The sequence below is a fragment of the Streptomyces sp. NPDC059816 genome, assembly GCF_042732055.1.
Classification (GTDB): Bacteria; Actinomycetota; Actinomycetes; order Streptomycetales; family Streptomycetaceae; genus Streptomyces.
The window spans coordinates 166,121-181,691 of record NZ_JBHWIQ010000017.1 but is presented as its reverse complement, the minus strand read 5'-3'; the positions used below and the strand labels follow the sequence as shown (position 1 = coordinate 181,691).

20 protein-coding genes are annotated in these 15,571 nt (G+C 68.9%); 13 read left to right on the top strand and 7 right to left on the bottom strand.

Annotated features, from left to right (window positions below; translation table 11 throughout):
* Positions 1-145 precede the first annotated feature (145 nt).
* Positions 146-1,339, top strand: coding sequence for an elongation factor Tu (gene tuf / locus ACFV88_RS23015; RefSeq protein WP_385493632.1), 1,194 nt, complete (start codon positions 146-148; stop codon positions 1,337-1,339).
* A 125-nt stretch (positions 1,340-1,464) separates the two neighbouring features.
* Here tuf and ACFV88_RS23010 read toward each other — a convergent pair whose 3' ends face one another.
* Positions 1,465-2,943, bottom strand: coding sequence for an MFS transporter (locus ACFV88_RS23010; RefSeq protein WP_385493631.1), 1,479 nt, complete (start codon positions 2,941-2,943; stop codon positions 1,465-1,467).
* Positions 2,944-3,030: 87 nt separating this feature from the next.
* Between ACFV88_RS23010 and ACFV88_RS23005 the strand changes: the two genes are divergently transcribed.
* Positions 3,031-3,819 carry an AraC family transcriptional regulator gene (locus ACFV88_RS23005; protein ID WP_385493630.1) on the top strand — a complete coding sequence of 263 codons (789 nt, stop codon included), beginning with the start codon at positions 3,031-3,033 and terminating at the stop codon, positions 3,817-3,819.
* A gap of 3 nt (positions 3,820-3,822) precedes the next feature.
* On the opposite strand, the gene ACFV88_RS23000 is transcribed toward ACFV88_RS23005, so the two are convergent.
* The 4 genes from ACFV88_RS23000 to ACFV88_RS22985 all read right to left on the bottom strand — a co-directional run bounded on the left by ACFV88_RS23000 (position 3,823) and on the right by ACFV88_RS22985 (position 6,835).
* Complete coding sequence (locus tag ACFV88_RS23000) at positions 3,823-4,128, bottom strand: hypothetical protein (protein ID WP_385493629.1); 306 nt, start codon at positions 4,126-4,128, stop codon at positions 3,823-3,825.
* Positions 4,125-4,904 carry a helix-turn-helix domain-containing protein gene (locus ACFV88_RS22995; RefSeq protein WP_385493628.1) on the bottom strand — a complete coding sequence of 260 codons (780 nt, stop codon included), beginning with the start codon at positions 4,902-4,904 and terminating at the stop codon, positions 4,125-4,127. The genes ACFV88_RS23000 and ACFV88_RS22995 overlap by 4 nt, the downstream gene beginning before the upstream one ends.
* 455 nt (positions 4,905-5,359) lie before the next feature.
* The gene (locus ACFV88_RS22990; RefSeq protein ID WP_385493627.1) at positions 5,360-5,779 is read right to left on the bottom strand and encodes an ATP-binding protein; all 420 of its coding nucleotides are present in this window, start codon (positions 5,777-5,779) and stop codon (positions 5,360-5,362) included.
* Positions 5,780-5,905: 126 nt separating this feature from the next.
* Positions 5,906-6,835 (bottom strand): class I SAM-dependent methyltransferase, encoded by a 930-nt coding sequence (locus ACFV88_RS22985; RefSeq protein ID WP_385493625.1) that lies wholly within the window; start codon positions 6,833-6,835, stop codon positions 5,906-5,908.
* Positions 6,836-7,074: 239 nt separating this feature from the next.
* On the opposite strand from ACFV88_RS22985, the gene ACFV88_RS22980 reads away from it, so the two are divergent.
* On the top strand, positions 7,075-7,623 hold the full coding sequence (locus ACFV88_RS22980) for a hypothetical protein (RefSeq protein WP_385493624.1): 549 nt from the start codon (positions 7,075-7,077) through the stop codon (positions 7,621-7,623).
* A 47-nt stretch (positions 7,624-7,670) separates the two neighbouring features.
* Positions 7,671-8,165 (top strand): hypothetical protein, encoded by a 495-nt coding sequence (locus ACFV88_RS22975; RefSeq protein WP_385493622.1) that lies wholly within the window; start codon positions 7,671-7,673, stop codon positions 8,163-8,165.
* A 120-nt stretch (positions 8,166-8,285) separates the two neighbouring features.
* Here ACFV88_RS22975 and ACFV88_RS22970 read toward each other — a convergent pair whose 3' ends face one another.
* Both ACFV88_RS22970 and hisS read right to left on the bottom strand, forming a co-directional pair.
* Complete coding sequence (locus ACFV88_RS22970) at positions 8,286-8,897, bottom strand: hypothetical protein (RefSeq protein ID WP_385493621.1); 612 nt, start codon at positions 8,895-8,897, stop codon at positions 8,286-8,288.
* Between the two features lie 45 nt (positions 8,898-8,942).
* Positions 8,943-10,271, bottom strand: a complete 1,329-nt coding sequence (gene hisS, locus ACFV88_RS22965; protein WP_385493620.1) for a histidine--tRNA ligase — start codon at positions 10,269-10,271, stop codon at positions 8,943-8,945.
* A 272-nt stretch (positions 10,272-10,543) separates the two neighbouring features.
* Here hisS and ACFV88_RS22960 point away from each other — a divergent pair, with 272 nt between their 5' ends.
* The 9 genes from ACFV88_RS22960 to rpsS all read left to right on the top strand — a co-directional run bounded on the left by ACFV88_RS22960 (position 10,544) and on the right by rpsS (position 15,561).
* A complete protein-coding gene (locus tag ACFV88_RS22960; protein WP_385493665.1) occupies positions 10,544-11,422 on the top strand; it encodes a helix-turn-helix domain-containing protein in 879 nt (292 codons plus the stop codon).
* Entirely contained in the window at positions 11,419-11,628 is a 210-nt protein-coding gene (locus ACFV88_RS22955) for a DUF397 domain-containing protein (protein ID WP_385493618.1), read from the top strand. The genes ACFV88_RS22960 and ACFV88_RS22955 overlap by 4 nt, the downstream gene beginning before the upstream one ends.
* Entirely contained in the window at positions 11,625-11,822 is a 198-nt protein-coding gene (locus ACFV88_RS22950) for a DUF397 domain-containing protein (RefSeq protein ID WP_385493617.1), read from the top strand. Before ACFV88_RS22955 ends, ACFV88_RS22950 begins: the two co-directional genes overlap by 4 nt.
* 519 nt (positions 11,823-12,341) lie before the next feature.
* The gene (gene rpsJ, locus ACFV88_RS22945) at positions 12,342-12,650 is read left to right on the top strand and encodes a 30S ribosomal protein S10 (protein ID WP_003948644.1); all 309 of its coding nucleotides are present in this window, start codon (positions 12,342-12,344) and stop codon (positions 12,648-12,650) included.
* 17 nt (positions 12,651-12,667) lie between these two features.
* Entirely contained in the window at positions 12,668-13,312 is a 645-nt protein-coding gene (gene rplC / locus ACFV88_RS22940; RefSeq protein WP_385493616.1) for a 50S ribosomal protein L3, read from the top strand.
* A 7-nt stretch (positions 13,313-13,319) separates the two neighbouring features.
* The gene (gene rplD, locus ACFV88_RS22935; protein ID WP_385493614.1) at positions 13,320-13,976 is read left to right on the top strand and encodes a 50S ribosomal protein L4; all 657 of its coding nucleotides are present in this window, start codon (positions 13,320-13,322) and stop codon (positions 13,974-13,976) included.
* Positions 13,976-14,392, top strand: coding sequence for a 50S ribosomal protein L23 (gene rplW, locus ACFV88_RS22930; protein ID WP_385493613.1), 417 nt, complete (start codon positions 13,976-13,978; stop codon positions 14,390-14,392). Before rplD ends, rplW begins: the two co-directional genes overlap by 1 nt.
* Before the next feature lie 38 nt (positions 14,393-14,430).
* Entirely contained in the window at positions 14,431-15,267 is an 837-nt protein-coding gene (rplB, locus tag ACFV88_RS22925; RefSeq protein WP_385493612.1) for a 50S ribosomal protein L2, read from the top strand.
* A 12-nt stretch (positions 15,268-15,279) separates the two neighbouring features.
* A complete protein-coding gene (gene rpsS / locus ACFV88_RS22920) occupies positions 15,280-15,561 on the top strand; it encodes a 30S ribosomal protein S19 (protein ID WP_003948639.1) in 282 nt (93 codons plus the stop codon).
* Positions 15,562-15,571: the final 10 nt, after the last annotated feature.

The window sequence follows — 15,571 nt, the reverse complement described above, 5'->3', positions numbered from 1 at the left end:
CGAGTACACGCTTTAGGCTTGACTCCGGAGCCACCGGGGTGCCCGCCACAGCCATGGCGGGCGCCCCCCGGCCCCCGGCTATCCAGCAAAGATCACCTGGCGCCGATGAAGTAAGGCGTACAGAACCACTCCCAGGAGGACCCCAGTGGCGAAGGCGAAGTTCGAGCGGACTAAGCCGCACGTCAACATCGGCACCATCGGTCACATCGACCACGGTAAGACGACCCTCACGGCCGCCATTACCAAGGTGCTGCACGACGCGTACCCGGACCTGAACGAGGCTTCGGCCTTCGACCAGATCGACAAGGCGCCCGAGGAGCGTCAGCGCGGTATCACCATCTCGATCGCGCACGTCGAGTACCAGACCGAGACGCGTCACTACGCCCACGTTGACTGCCCCGGTCACGCGGACTACATCAAGAACATGATCACGGGTGCCGCGCAGATGGACGGCGCCATCCTCGTGGTCGCCGCCACCGACGGCCCGATGCCGCAGACCAAGGAGCACGTGCTCCTGGCCCGCCAGGTCGGCGTTCCGTACATCGTCGTTGCCCTGAACAAGGCCGACATGGTGGACGACGAGGAGATCCTGGAGCTCGTCGAGCTCGAGGTCCGCGAGCTGCTCTCCGAGTACGAGTTCCCGGGCGACGACCTTCCGGTCGTCAAGGTCTCGGCGCTCAAGGCCCTTGAGGGCGACAAGGAGTGGGGCCAGACCGTCCTCGACCTGATGAAGGCCGTCGACGAGTCCATCCCGCAGCCCGAGCGTGACGTCGACAAGCCGTTCCTGATGCCGATCGAGGACGTCTTCACGATCACCGGTCGTGGCACCGTCGTCACCGGTCGTATCGAGCGTGGCATCCTCAAGGTCAACGAGACCGTCGACATCGTCGGCATCAAGACCGAGAAGACCACCACCACGGTCACCGGCATCGAGATGTTCCGCAAGCTGCTCGACGAGGGCCAGGCCGGTGAGAACGTCGGTCTGCTGCTCCGCGGCATCAAGCGCGAGGACGTCGAGCGCGGCCAGGTCATCATCAAGCCGGGCTCGGTCACTCCGCACACCGAGTTCGAGGCGCAGGCGTACATCCTGTCGAAGGACGAGGGTGGCCGTCACACCCCGTTCTTCAACAACTACCGCCCGCAGTTCTACTTCCGTACGACGGACGTGACCGGCGTCGTGACCCTCCCCGAGGGCACCGAGATGGTCATGCCGGGCGACAACACCCAGATGACGGTGTCGCTCATCCAGCCCGTCGCCATGGAAGAGGGCCTGAAGTTCGCCATCCGTGAGGGTGGCCGGACCGTCGGCGCCGGCCAGGTCGTCAAGATCAACAAGTGACCTGACGCGCGTCAGCGCATTCGCGGAGGACCCGTACGACCCGAGTGGTCGTACGGGTCCTCTGTTTTTTCCGGAGCGTTCGTGCGGGGCGCGTCTTCCGGAGCGTTCGCACGGGGCACGCCCGGTTACGTACGGTCCCCCTCGCGCACCGGGGCGTCCCGCAGCAGGGCGCCGATCAGCACGGCACCGAGCACCAGGATTCCCGCGGCCACGCTCAGGGCGAAGGAGAAGCCCTCCGTCGCCGCGGCCCCCGTACTCCCCTCGTCGCCGTGTCGTGCGGCCAGCGCCACCAGCACGGCCAGCCCCACGGCGCCCCCGACCTGCTGCACGGAGCTCAGGACGGCCGAGCCGAGGCCGGCGTCCTCCTCGGTGGTGCCGGTGAGCGCGGCGACGGTCAGCGTGGGCAGGCTCAGCCCGCACCCGAGGCTGGTGACCAGCAGCCCGGGCAGCACCCCCGGGGCGTACGCGTCGCCCGGCCCCACCCCGGACAGCAACAGCAACCCGCCCGCGGTGATCAGGAACGACACCACCAGCGCGGGACGCACCCCGAGACGGACCACCGCCCGGGCGGACAGCCACATGCCCAGCAGGATGCCGCCGCCGAACGGCAGGTACGCGATCCCGGCGGCGAGGGGGTCGTAACCCAGCACGGTCTGGAGGTGCAGCATCAGCAGGAAGGCCATCGCGTACAGGGCGGCGGAGAACAGCAGGGTCGCCCCGTTGGCCACGGCCCGGAAGCGGAACGACAGGAACGACAGCGGCACCAGGGGCGCGGCGGCCCGCGCCTCGCACACCACGAACGCGACGGCCAGCACCGAGGCCAGCAGCAGTGAGGCCACCGCGGTCGGATCGCCCCAGCCCGACTCCCCGGCCCGGAGCAGCCCGTAGACCAGCGACACCACGGCGCCCGTGCCCAGCACCGCACCGGGCACGTCCAGGCGCACCCCCCGTTCGGCCCGGCTCTCGGGCACCAGCCGCGGCAGCAGCAGCACGGTCGCGAGGGCCACCGGCAGGTTGACCAGGAAGATCCAGCGCCAGGACGCGAGGCCGGTCAGCGCCCCGGAGACCACCAGGCCCATGGTGCCGCCGAGCCCCGCGATCCCGCCCCAGATGCCGAACGCCCGGGCCCGTTCCGCCGGCCCCGGGTACAGCAGCGCGATCAACGCCAGGGCGGCCGGGCTGGCCATCGCCGCCCCCGCGCCCTGGACGAACCGTCCGGTCACCAGCTGCCAGGGCTCCTGGGCGAGCCCGCAGACCAGGCTCGCCGCGCCGAACAGGGCGACGCCCGTCAGGAAGACCCGCCGGCGGCCCAGCAGGTCGGCCATCCGCCCGAACAGCAGCAGCAGTCCGCCGAAGGCGACGAAGTACGCGTTGACCACCCAGGCCAGCCCCGCGGTGCTGAACCCGAGCTCGTCGCGGAGGCTGGGGAGCGCCACGCTGACCACGTTGTCGTCCAGGACGAGCATGAACTGTACGAAGCACAGCACGAGCAGGGCGGTGCCGCGGCGGGCGGGCGGCCCGGTGGCGCCGAGGTCGCTACGGGTGCCGAGGTCGTCACGGGTGCCGAGGTCCTTACGGGTGCCCGGGGAGTGGTTGATCGTCATGCCCACGACGCTACGGAGCGACCCCGGTTGGCCGCGATGCGTTACGGGGCCAGGTGATAGCGCACTGGGGACTTACCCTGGGGCGGTATGAGCGAAGACGTGTTCGGGACCGTTCCCGCCGGGGCGGGCGCCATCGTCGTCGGACACTTCCCCCTGGTGTCGGGCCAGTGGTTCGTCCCGCACCGCCACCCGCACCACCACCAACTCGCGTGGGCGCGGCGCGGGGTGCTCGGCGTCGCCGTGGACGACACCTCGTGGGTGCTGCCCCGCACCCGGGCACTATGGCTCCCCGCGGGGGTCGTGCACCGCACCGGCGCCACCCGGGACGCGGTGCTGTGCAGCCTCTACTTCGTACGGGAGCGGTGCGCGCTCGACTGGACGGAACCGACCGCGGTCGGCGTCGACGGACTGTTGGCCCAGCTGATGGTCCACCTCTCCCGGGACGACCTGTCCGACGACGCCAGGCTGCGGGGCGAAGCCGTCGTCCTGGACCTGCTGCACCCGCTGCCCGTCACGCCCATCGACGTGCCGGTCCCGACCGACGACCGGGTGCGCGCGGTGGCCGGCGCGCTGCTGGACGATCCGGCGGACCCGCGCGGCCTGGAGGCCCACGCCCGGGCGGTCGGGGTGAGCCGGCGCACCCTGTCCCGGCTGTTCGTCCGGGACACCGGCATGGCCTTCGACCGCTGGCGCACCCATGCGCGGCTGCGCGCCGCGCTGCCCCTGCTCGCCGAGGGCCAGCCGGTCTCCCGGGTCGCGCACGCCGTCGGGTACGCGACCCCGAGCGCCTTCCTCGCAGCTTTCCGCCGCACGGTCGGCACGTCGCCGGGGCGCTACTTGAACGGGGCGTCTTCGGGGGACGGGGTCGGGGGGTAGGGCCTACGGCTCGTCCCCGGTCCCGTGGAACGGAGGCGCGCCCCGGAGGAGGTCGGCTTCCCGGGTGGCTCCACGGGCTCTGACCATCCACCCGGTGAAGGCGGCGGCATCCATGGTGGAGGCGATGAGGGCCTTGGTTTCGCCCGAGGCCACCAGGCCCCGCTCCGCCAGTACGCGGAGGACGGCGACGGTCAGCACGATCTCGTAGCCCGCACCGAAGGCCTCCCGGCAACCAGCCGCGTAGCCGTCGAGGAAGGACTCCTCGACGATCGTCCCCCGGCCTGGGAAGTACGTGCCGGCGTGCCTCATGGTTCTGCTCCCTGTGGGTGGAGTGCGGGCGACGACTTGGAGCGGCAGTGCGGGCAGCGGCCCGGTTCGGGGGCGCGGAAGGCGAGGTCGCAGCCCTCGCAGTTCTGGAGCGGGGGCGGTGCCGGGGGACCGGTGCGGTGTCGGGGGAGGGGCGGGGGTAACAGGGCCGCGAGGCGGTACGCGACGAATCCGCCCGGGTGGTGGAGCCGTTCCGCGGGCAGGCCGGTGGTCAGGGCGGTGCGGACGGCGTCGGGGTGCGTGCCGCGTTCCAGCCAGGTCGCGACGGCCGGGGCGAGCCGTCGTACGTCCCGCTCCGCGAGGGTGAGCCGTGGGTCCGCGGTGCGCAGGGAGGCCAACAACTCCGCTGCCTGGTCGTGCAGGTGCGGGGCGTGGGTGGTGGGGGAGGGCAGCGTGGGCGGCGGGGGTCGTTCGGTCGGAGCGGCGGGTGCGCCGGGTGCCGTGGGCTTCGGCGTGGGCGGTGCGGTGACCTCCGGGGCGGGCTCCGGTGCGGTACGGGCCGCCGCCGGGTCCTCGTACACGTAGGTGAGCGTCACCCAGGTCCCGTTGGGGAGGTTCTTGCGCACCCGTTCCAGGTAGCCGTGCTTCTCCAACTCGCGCAGCGCCGAAGCGATGCGGTCGCGGCCCTCGGGGAGGCGGGCGGCGAGGCTGCGGATGTCCGCGGGGCTGCCGTCCGGCAGCGACAGCAGGTGCGCCGCGAGCCCGATCGCGGTGCACGACAGGGTTCGGTGCCGGGTGAGGTGGTGCCCCAGGTGCACGCCATCGCGTGATCGGGCGGCGGAGACTTTGGCGATTCCGAGTGGGGTTTCCGGAATGCGCGGTGTGGGTGCGGGGAGGGCACTAAGCTGCATGTCAGCCATAGGGAAAAGGGTTGTTTTCTCGTGTGGTGAGGCCCTCGTTCGGGATGCCAGTCCCGGCCGGGGGCCGACGCATGTACGGATGCACGTGCGCCGTGCGGTCGTTTGGGCGAGTGGCCGTGTGGCCGCGTGCCTGTGTGGTCGCTTGGCCGTTCGGTCGAAGGAACCCTCTCCGAAAATCGGACCCGGCGCGAACTTCTCACCGACCTGTCACCCGGACGAGCGACGCCGGGGTCGGTTGTTGTCTGGTGGGGTGCGGTGGGGTAGGAATCCTTCTCCAACTGACCTCAGCCATGGGGGGTTTAGCGCCGGTGCCGCCGAAGGCCGGGGAGCCGGCCTCCGGCGGTGGATCGGGGTCAGCGGTCCGGGAGGAACAGTTCCGCCCACACCGTTTTGCCTGGTGGAGGGCCCGACGTGACACCCCAGTGGTCCGCCAGGGCCTCCACCAGCAGGAGCCCCCGCCCCGACTCCGCGTCCTCGTCCGGCTCCCGGGTTCCCGGCATCCGGTGGCCCGCGGTGTCGGTGACCTCGATCCGCAGGGCCGACGCCGTGACTGTGAGGGCGAGACGGAAGCCCTGGCGTTCGCTGCTCCCGTGCAGCGCCGCGTTCGCCGCCAGTTCGGCCACGACGAGCGGGGCGCCGTCGAGGGAGAGGCCCCAGGAACGGAGTCGACTCTCCGCGAGTAGCCGGGCGAGCCGCGCCCCCACCCGGGTGGAGGACAGCTCGGGCTCGAAGGCCCGGACGGGGGCGCGGAGTTCAGAGGTTTCTCGGTTCACGTCCCTCAATGTCGCCACTTCCGCCCGCCCTGTTGAGCGATACGACGCTTGCGTGCGGTGACTGTCCGGTCCGCGCGCGGCGGTGTCCCGGCTGTACGGGGGCGGGCGGAAGGGCGCGGGGGTGCGTCAGCCCTGGTGGCGCCACCAGAAGGAACCGGGGTCGAAGTGCCGGGTGACCCCGAGCCGCTGCCAGAGCGGCCGGAGGATTCCGCTCAGTTCCGGATCGCCGTGGATGAATGCGTTCGGCAACTGGACGTCGAACCGCTCCGGCGCCGCCGTCAGCATCGCCGCCAACAGGTACTGCTCGGAATAGAGCCGCCACCGCCAGGACTCCGGGTAGTCCCCCGGAAGCATGATGTCGTGCACCTGGATCAGCACGCCGGGCTTCAGCCGGGGCAGCAACTCGAAGAAGAAGACCATGACGTCCGACCCCATGTGGAGCCGGTGCGAACCGTCGAGGAAGACGATGTCGCCCGCCTCCAACTCCTCGAACACCGCATGGCTCGCGTCCTGGAGCGGCACCCGGACCACCTCGTCGCAGAGGTGGTCGATGGTGGCCCTGGGCTGCGGGTCGATCGATGTGACCCGGGTCTTCAGACCGAGGTCCGTGACGGCCCGGCGCACGAACTTGGTGGAGTTGCCGGAGCCGATCTCCAGGTAGCGGGCCGGCCGGTGCTCGGCGAGCATGCCGTACAGCCCGAGCGCGTCCAGCGGCGACAGCCAGCTGTTGCCCCAGTACGGGGTGGAACCCCGCTCCTTCCCCTCGACGGGGATGCGGGCGAGGTGGTCGGCATGGGCCAGGAACCCGGTCAGCCGCTCCGCGTACGCCTCACGGCCCGCCTCCAACACCTCCCGCACCGGACCGAGTTCGGCGCGGGGTCGGGGGGTGACCACATGGTCCAGGAAGACCGGCTTGAGGTGACCGCTGGCCCACAACGCCAGTCCGTAGGCGGTGGGGTTGCGCTCCAGCCGTTCGAGTCCGCGCTGTAAGACGGGGAAACGTTCGAGCAGGGTGGGGGCGGGCTCGCGGACGGGGGTCGGAGTCTGTGCGCGCAAGGGAGAGGTTGCCTTTCGGTCGGTGGGGGCCGGCAAGGACGTGCTCTGTGTCGTACGCGTGCGTCGGTCGTCCGATCGGGTCCGGCGGGCCGTCGATCTCCGGACCCGGGAATCCTTTCCCCGAACGGATCATGGATATCCCCGAGGTTGACGTCTTGGGCCGGCGCCCCGCCCGCGGACGTCCGGTCGATTCCGCGGCCGTCCGGTCGATGTCAGTGGTGCTGGCTACCGTTCCGTGCATGACCAAGTGGATCGACCGGGGCGTCCTGGCATGGATCGAGGGCCGCTACCTCGACGACGAGTCCGTCCTCGTGTTCTTCAAGGGCACCCGTTTGGCGGCGATGACCGAGGGGCTGCTCGCACAGCACCGACCGCCGCTCGCTCATGGCAACGACGCGGAGCCCGGCGGCTGGGGCGCGATCGTCCACCACCTGCACAACCTGGAACGCGACGACTTCGACCCCATCGACCACCGCAGGCTGTGCCCCCAGGGCGCCGAGCTGATGGTGTTCGTACCCAACCCGTGCCTGGCCAAGGCCCACGGCCCCAAGGCGTACCACTACAAGGACGGCCGGACCTCCTCCTGCATCGACTACGAGGACCCGGACCACGTCGGGCAGTACTGGCCCAACGAGATGGCTCCCCTCATCGCCGCGGCTGGGCTGGGCAACGAGCACGAGCACGAGGGTGAGTACGAGGACCACGACGAGCGGCTGACGCAGCTGATCTGCGACCACCTGGGGCTGCCCGCGCTGGACCGCGAAGCCTTCACGGTGATCGTGACTTGATCGCCGACCTTCGGAAGGAACGGGCCACGGCACCATCGTCGGTCTCGATGGCCGTGCTGTGGGTGGAGGGCTTCGGCCTGCTTCTGGCACTGCCGCTCTTCGGTGTGACACCGGAGGCGAGGTCAGTGTTCGTGCTGCCCCTGCTGGTACTGGCGTTGCTCTTCAGCGCCGCACTGGTCTCTGCCGCCTTCGTACTGCCTTCCGTCGCCCTCGGGCACTGGCTGGGAGCGCGGCGGGGCAGCGGACCGCGCTGGTGGTGGCCCATGACCGCAGCCGCGCTGCTCCTCGTAGGGGGTTCGTTGCTGCTGGCCACGGCAGCTTACGGGCGGGGCCCCGGTGTCGGTTCGTGGCGGGACGCCCTCGACTGGTTGCTGTACGCGTCAGCCTTCTACGTCATCTGCACACCGGCGGTACTGGCCGCGCACGGTGCGGTCGTGCGTACGGACGCGGGTCGCCGGGTGTGGTCCGTCGGCCAGATCCTCGGATACGGGTCCCTCGTCCTGCTCGTGGAGTCGGTGGGGGTCCTGGCAGTGCTCGGCTGAACCCAGGCGATCGTTGCTTCCCGGTCGCTCCACGACGGGCTGCCTCCGCCCCAACTGATCTGTCCTTGTTCGGGCAGGAGTTGGAGCGGGGCGTCGCGTGCCCAACTGGGTCAGTGGGGACTAGCCATCTAGGTACAGGAGCGCCGTGATCGTCTTCTTGCACACGTCACAGTGCATCGGAGCCTCGATGCTGGCCAGGTCACACTCGATGGACGTGATGCGATCGACGACTCCGGTGGCGATTTCACTGTTCCACGCGCGCTGCCACCGTTCGGTGTTCTCCTGGAGCCGTGTGACGTAGCCACGCGTCATCTCATAGAACGCGCGCACGCCGTGTTCTTTCATGTAGCCCCAGTTGAACTCAAGGCTCTTGAGCACGACGGGAAAGGGATGGAGCGCCTGTGTACGGCCCCATGTCTCCAACACATCCTGGACGTCGAGCCTCGAAGCTCGTTCGTCCAGGACACTCCACATGCCGGTGTCGTCGTAGTCGCTGAGCACCTGGTCCAGAATGCCCACGCAGCGGCGGAGGTTTGCCTCCTTGGCTTCGAAGACCCGGGCAGCCTCTGCGCGGCTCTCGTCTGCGGGTTCCTTGCGGGCCTTGACGATGGCCCGGGTCAGTTCCGTACTGAGGGCTGCCTCGTCACAGAGGGAGTCTCCGAAGCTGAGCCAGGGGTCCGGAAACCCCCGTTCAGCGGTGATCTCGAAGATGCGATCGCCTTGCGTTCCCATCCGCTCCTCCTCGGAACAGGTCGGCAGCGGAATGGGTCCGCTGCGTCAACTGGATGGTGCGCACCGCCGCGCGAGTTCCGCGGCGCCCTGCTCGAACGGGACCTGGACTTGTTCACCGCTCTCCATGTCCCGCAGTGTGACCGTACCGGCTTCTCGTTCGGCAGCGCCGTAAATCACGCAGAATCGGGCCCCTTGGTCGCTGGCCCACTTCATCTGCTTGGCGAACTTCCCACTAGCCCCGAGGTAGACACCGGTACGGATTCCTGCGCGGCGGATCTCAGCCGCGAGGCGGAAGCTGTCTGTGGCCTGCTCCTCGCCCATGATCGTGACGGCCACGTCGATCTGTGAGTAGGCGGCCTCGTCGGTCTGCGAGATGAGGGGCAGGATGCGTTCGATGCCCAGGGAGCCGCCGCAGGCGGGGGAGTCCTTGCCGCCGAGCCGACCGATGAGCCCGTCGTACCGGCCGCCGGACGCGATGGAACCGGGCATGCCCGGTGCGACCACCTCGAAGATGATTCCGGTGTAGTAGTCCAGCCCTCGCACGAGGTTGGGCGCGAATCCGATGCGCTCGGTCGGAATCGCACCACTGGTGAGCTCAAGCAGCCGGTCCACCTCGTCCAGTCCGGCCTGCCCGGCCTCGCTGGCCTTCAGCTCACCCCTGATACGTGTGACGGCGTCGGGGGCGGTGAGGTCATCCACCAACCCCCGTGCCACCTCAGGGTCGAGCCCACGGCTGTCCACGAGCTCGGTCACGACGGCTTCAGGGGACAGCTTGTCGAGCTTGTCCAGCGTGATCAGCGCGCCGGAGCCGAGATCGTCCGGTACGCCGTACGCCTCCAGAAGCCCGAACAGCACCTGGCGGGAGTTCACCAGGAAGCGGAACCCGGGTACACCCAGCGCCTCCAGGGCGTCGTGCAGGGCGAGGACGACCTCGGCGTCCGACAGCGGCGACGACGATCCGACGATGTCCAGGTCGCACTGGACGAACTCGCGGAACCGCCCCTTGCCGGGCCGGTCCGCCCGCCACACGGGAGCGATGGCGTACCGCTTGTACGGCGAGGGGAGCTGGCTGCCGTAGGCCGCCGCCGCGCGGGCCAGGGGAACGGTCAGGTCGTAGCGGAGGGCGAGGTCGGCCTCTCCTGTGGCCTCGTGTTCACCGCGGCGGAGAATCTTGAAGATGAGCTTGTCGCCCTCGTCGCCGTACTTCCCGGTGAGTACGTCAAGCCGCTCGAAGGCGGGTGTCTGGAGCGGCTGGAAGCCGTAGCGGGAGAACACGGTACGGATGGTTGCGAACGCGTGCTCACGACGCTCGAACTCGGCGGCAAGGAAGTCCCGGGTCCCGGACGCGGGGTCGAACTGCTTCAAGGAGGCCATGCGGCCATAGTTCCGGAAGCCAGCCGCCGTCGGCAAAACGTCTGCGAGGCGGCCGAACACATCGTTGCCATACGGAACATGGGCTGCTCTGGCCATATGGACTAGGTTCGGGGATTTCTCGGTTCCGCTCACTCACTGTCACTGGTGATGATTAGCCTGTTAGTGACATGGGTCGCACGCACGGTGACTGTGCGGTCGCCCCCGCGGGCGGGGGAGTGCGTCGGGCCGAGGAGCGGGGCCGGAATGTGCGGAGGTGGCCTGGGGTGGACAGCGTGACGACGGAGACGACGGCGGACGCAGCCGGGACGACGGACGGGTGCGACGAGGACGGCTGGGACGTCGCCCCGGACGACGAGATCGCGTCGGTCGTGGAGATGGCCGGCGGCCAGTTGAAGGCTTGGCGCGTGGGCGCGGGGCTGAGGGCCGGGGAGTTCGGCGCCCTGATCGGCTACGGCGAGGACCTGGTCCACAAGGTCGAACGCGGGGCGCGCATCGCCAGGCCCGAGTACCTGGACAAGGCGGACAAGGCGCTGGGTGCGGGCGGCAAGATCGCCGCCCTGAAGAAGGAGCTCGCGGAGGCCCGGTACCCGAAGAAGGTTCGGGACCTCGCCAGGATGGAAGCGCAGGCTGTGGAGATCCTCTTCTATGGGAGCCATGACCTGCACGGCCTCTTGCAGACGAAACAGTACGCTCACGCCCTGATCTCGATGAGGCAGCCCGCCTATCCGATGGATGAGGTGGAGCGCGGAGTGGCTGCCCGCATCGCCAGGCACGGGATCTTCGAACGTTCTCCGGCGCCGACGCTCAGCTTTGTCTTGGAAGAGGTGACGCTCAGGCGCCCCCTCGGGGGCAGACTGGTACTGCGCCAGCAGCTCGAACGTCTGTTGGAAGTAGGCGAGTTGTGCAACGTCACCATCCAGGTGATGCCGACCGACACGGAAGAGCACGCAGGCATCGACGGAGGCATCCAAGTGCTCAAGTTCCCGGATGGCTCCGCCGTCGGCCGTTCAGAGGGTGCGTACAACGGCCGCCCTGTGAGCGATCCGAAGCAGCTCAGGATCCTTGAACTGAGGTATGGCATGATCCGATCCCAGGCTCTCAAGCCTTGGGAGTCCATGGTCTACATCCGCGATCTGCTGGGAGTGACATGAGCCGCAAATCCACTTACGGGGCCACTTCCGAGCTGGTGTGGTTCAAGAGCAGTCACAGCGACAGCAGCAACGGCAGCGAGTGCGTCGAGGTCGCTGTGGCCCCGGGCTCGGTGCTGGTGCGGGACTCCAAGAACGTCGGCGGCGGTCACCTGGGCTTCGACTCGGAGGCGTGGGCTCACTTCGTCACGCACACCGCCGCGTCGTGATTAGCGAGCCCCGCCCCGAGCCGGCGTGGTTCAAGAGCAGCCACAGCGACAGCAGCAACCCGAGCGACTGCGTAGAGGTGGCGGACGCCCCGGGTGCCGTTCTCGTGCGGGACTCGAAGACCGCCCAGAGCCCCCGCCTAGGGTTCGCCCCCGCAGCGTGGGCCAATTTCGTCGCGTACGCGTCAGAACGCTAAGCGGGGCAGCCGTTCGAGCGGCCAGCCGGAGGGCCCCGCCGACCGGGTGAACGGGGAGGTCGGCCGGGGTTTCGGGGGATCGCCGTGGTGTCGGAGCGGCACCTGTGTGTAGCCCAGAGTGGCCTGGGGTACGCTCTACGGCTCGATTGGCCAGGGTCGCGCCCCGTATGGCAGACTGTCGGGGTTGCTCGGTTGAGTATCGATGCTGCACGCCTCCCGCCGGGAGGACTGGAAGCGAGTCCCACAGTACTCGTCGCCCTTATCTGTCGTCAGGCAGCGCTGGGGCGGACGTACGGGAATCTTTCGGGAAGTGTGAGCGGGGTACCAGCCAGGCACCCGGCGGGTGTTTCATCCCCGGCCCGCGGTCTGTGACCGCGATCCCCTCGCAGGGACGTCCCCCCAAGGGACATTCATGTCAGCGGGACCGCGACACGCCCGACCGCGTGGGTCGGCGGAGGGAACCGGAACGGCTCTCCGGGTACCAGAGCGTTTCCCCATAGACAGGACTACGAAGTAGCCATGGCGGGACAGAAGATCCGCATCCGGCTCAAGGCCTACGACCACGAGGTCATCGACTCTTCGGCGAAGAAGATCGTCGAGACGGTGACTCGCACTGGTGCGTCGGTCGCGGGCCCGGTGCCGCTTCCCACTGAGAAGAACGTGTACTGCGTCATCAAGTCGCCGCACAAGTACAAGGACTCGCGCGAGCACTTCGAGATGCGCACGCACAAGCGCCTGATCGACATCCTCGACCCGACGCCCAAGACCGTTGACTCTTTGATGCGACTCGACCTTCCGGCCGGCGTCGACATCGAGATCAAGCTCTGAGGGGTCGGTGTAACGAGATGACCAAGCAGATCAAGGGCATCCTGGGCGAGAAGCTCGGCATGACCCAGGTCTGGGACGAGAACAACCGTGTCGTCCCGGTGACCGTGGTCAAGGCCGGACCCTGCGTCGTGACCCAGGTCCGTACGAATGACGTCGACGGCTACGAGTCGGTCCAGATCGCCTTCGGCGAGATCGACCCGCGCAAGGTGAACAAGCCCCTCAAGGGCCACTTCACCAAGGCCGACGTCACCCCCCGCCGCCACCTCGTCGAGATCCGTACCGCTGACGCCAGCGAGTACGTCCTCGGCCAGGAGCTCACTGCCGAGACCTTCGAGTCGGGCGTCAAGGTTGACGTCACCGGCAAGAGCAAGGGCAAGGGCTTCGCCGGTGTCATGAAGCGCCACAACTTCCGGGGCCTCGGCGCCGGACACGGCACCCAGCGCAAGCACCGCTCGCCCGGCTCCATCGGTGGCTGCGCCACCCCGGGTCGCGTGTTCAAGGGCCTGCGCATGGCGGGCCGCATGGGCAACGAGCGGGTCACCACCCAGAACCTGACCGTCCACGCCGTTGACGCGGAGAAGGGCCTGCTCCTCATCAAGGGCGCGGTTCCTGGTCCGAACGGCGGCCTCGTCCTGGTCCGCACTGCGGCCAAGGGGGCCTGAGGTAACGATGAGCACCATTGACATCCTTTCGCCCGCGGGCGACAAGGCCGGGACCGTCGAACTCCCCTCGGAGATCTTCGACGCGAAGGTCAGCATTCCGCTGATCCACCAGGTCGTCGTCGCTCAGCTGGCCGCTGCCCGTCAGGGCACGCACAAGACGAAGACGCGCGGCGAGGTCCGCGGCGGTGGCCGCAAGCCGTACCGCCAGAAGGGCACCGGCCGCGCCCGCCAGGGTTCGACCCGCGCTCCGCAGTTCGCCGGTGGTGGCGTCGTGCACGGTCCCGTGCCGCGTGACTACTCGCAGCGGACCCCGAAGAAGATGAAGGCCGCCGCCCTGCGCGGTGCCCTCACCGACCGGGCCCGCAACAACCGCATCCACGTCGTCACCGGCGTGATCGAGGGCGACAACCCCTCCACGAAGGCCGCCCGGACGCTGTTCGGCAAGATCAGCGAGCGCAAGAACGTGCTCCTGGTCGTCGACCGTGCCGACGAGGCCGCGTGGCTGTCCGCCCGCAACCTGCCCCAGGTTCACCTCCTGGAGCCGGGCCAGCTGAACACGTACGACGTGATCCGCTCCGAGGACGTGGTCTTCACCCAGGCCGCCTTCGAGTCCTTCGTGTCCGGCCCCGCCACGGCCACTGAGACCGAAGGGAGTGACGCCTGATGGCCACGCGTCACCCGAGCATCGCCCCCAAGGCGGCCAAGGCCGCCAAGGCCGCGCGCATCGCCAAGGCGAAGCGTCACGCCACCGAGGGCAAGAACACCGTCGAGACCCCGCTGAGCAAGTCGTTCACGGACCCCCGTGACGTGCTGATCAAGCCGGTCGTCTCGGAGAAGAGCTACGCGCTGCTCGACGAGAACAAGTACACGTTCGTCGTTGACACGCGGGCCAACAAGACCCAGATCAAGCAGGCCGTCCAGGCGGTCTTCGAGGTCAAGGTCACCGGGGTCAACACGATCAACCGCCAGGGCAAGCGCAAGCGCACCCGCACCGGTTTCGGCAAGCGCGCGGACACCAAGCGCGCCATCGTGACCCTCGCCGAGGGCGACCGTATCGACATCTTCGGCCAGGCCTCCTAACGGAGCGCCCTGGTCCGATATCGGACGAGGACTGAGAAATGGGTATCCGCAAGTACAAGCCGACGACTCCGGGCCGTCGTGGCTCCAGCGTCGCCGACTTCGTCGAGATCACGCGGTCCACGCCGGAGAAGTCGCTGGTCCGCCCCCTGCACAGCAAGGGCGGCCGTAACAACGCCGGTCGTGTGACCGTTCGCCACCAGGGTGGCGGACACAAGCGCGCCTACCGCGTCATCGACTTCCGTCGGCACGACAAGGACGGCGTGCCGGCGAAGGTCGCGCACATCGAGTACGACCCCAACCGCACCGCGCGCATCGCGCTGCTGCACTACGCGGACGGCGAGAAGCGTTACATCCTCGCCCCCCGCAACCTGTCGCAGGGTGACCGCGTCGAGAACGGTCCCGGGGCCGACATCAAGCCGGGCAACAACCTTGCCCTGCGCAACATCCCGGTCGGTACCACGATCCACGCGATCGAGCTGCGTCCGGGCGGCGGCGCCAAGTTCGCCCGCTCCGCCGGTGCCTCCGTGCAGCTGCTGGCGAAGGAGGGCGCTATGGCCCACCTCCGCATGCCGTCCGGAGAGATCCGCCTGGTCGACGTGCGCTGCCGCGCCACCGTCGGCGAGGTCGGCAACGCCGAGCAGTCGAACATCAACTGGGGCAAGGCCGGTCGTAAGCGCTGGTTGGGCGTTCGCCCGACCGTCCGCGGTGTGGCGATGAACCCGGTTGACCACCCGCACGGTGGTGGTGAGGGTAAGACCTCCGGTGGTCGCCACCCGGTCTCCCCGTGGGGTCAGAAGGAGGGTCGTACTCGCTCGCCCAAGAAGGCGTCGAGCAAGTACATCGTCCGCCGCCGCAAGACGAACAAGAAGCGCTAGGAGCGGGTTCAGATGCCGCGCAGTCTCAAGAAGGGGCCCTTCGTCGACGACCACCTGATCAAGAAGGTGGACGTACAGAACGAAGCCGGCACCAAGAACGTCATCAAGACCTGGTCCCGTCGCTCGATGATCGTCCCGGCCATGCTCGGCCACACGATCGCGGTGCACAACGGCAAGACCCACATCCCGGTGTTCGTCACCGAGTCGATGGTCGGCCACAAGCTCGGCGAGTTCTCGCCGACGCGCACCTTCCGGGGTCACGTCAAGGACGACCGGAAGTCGAAGCGCCGCTAACAGCGGGTGA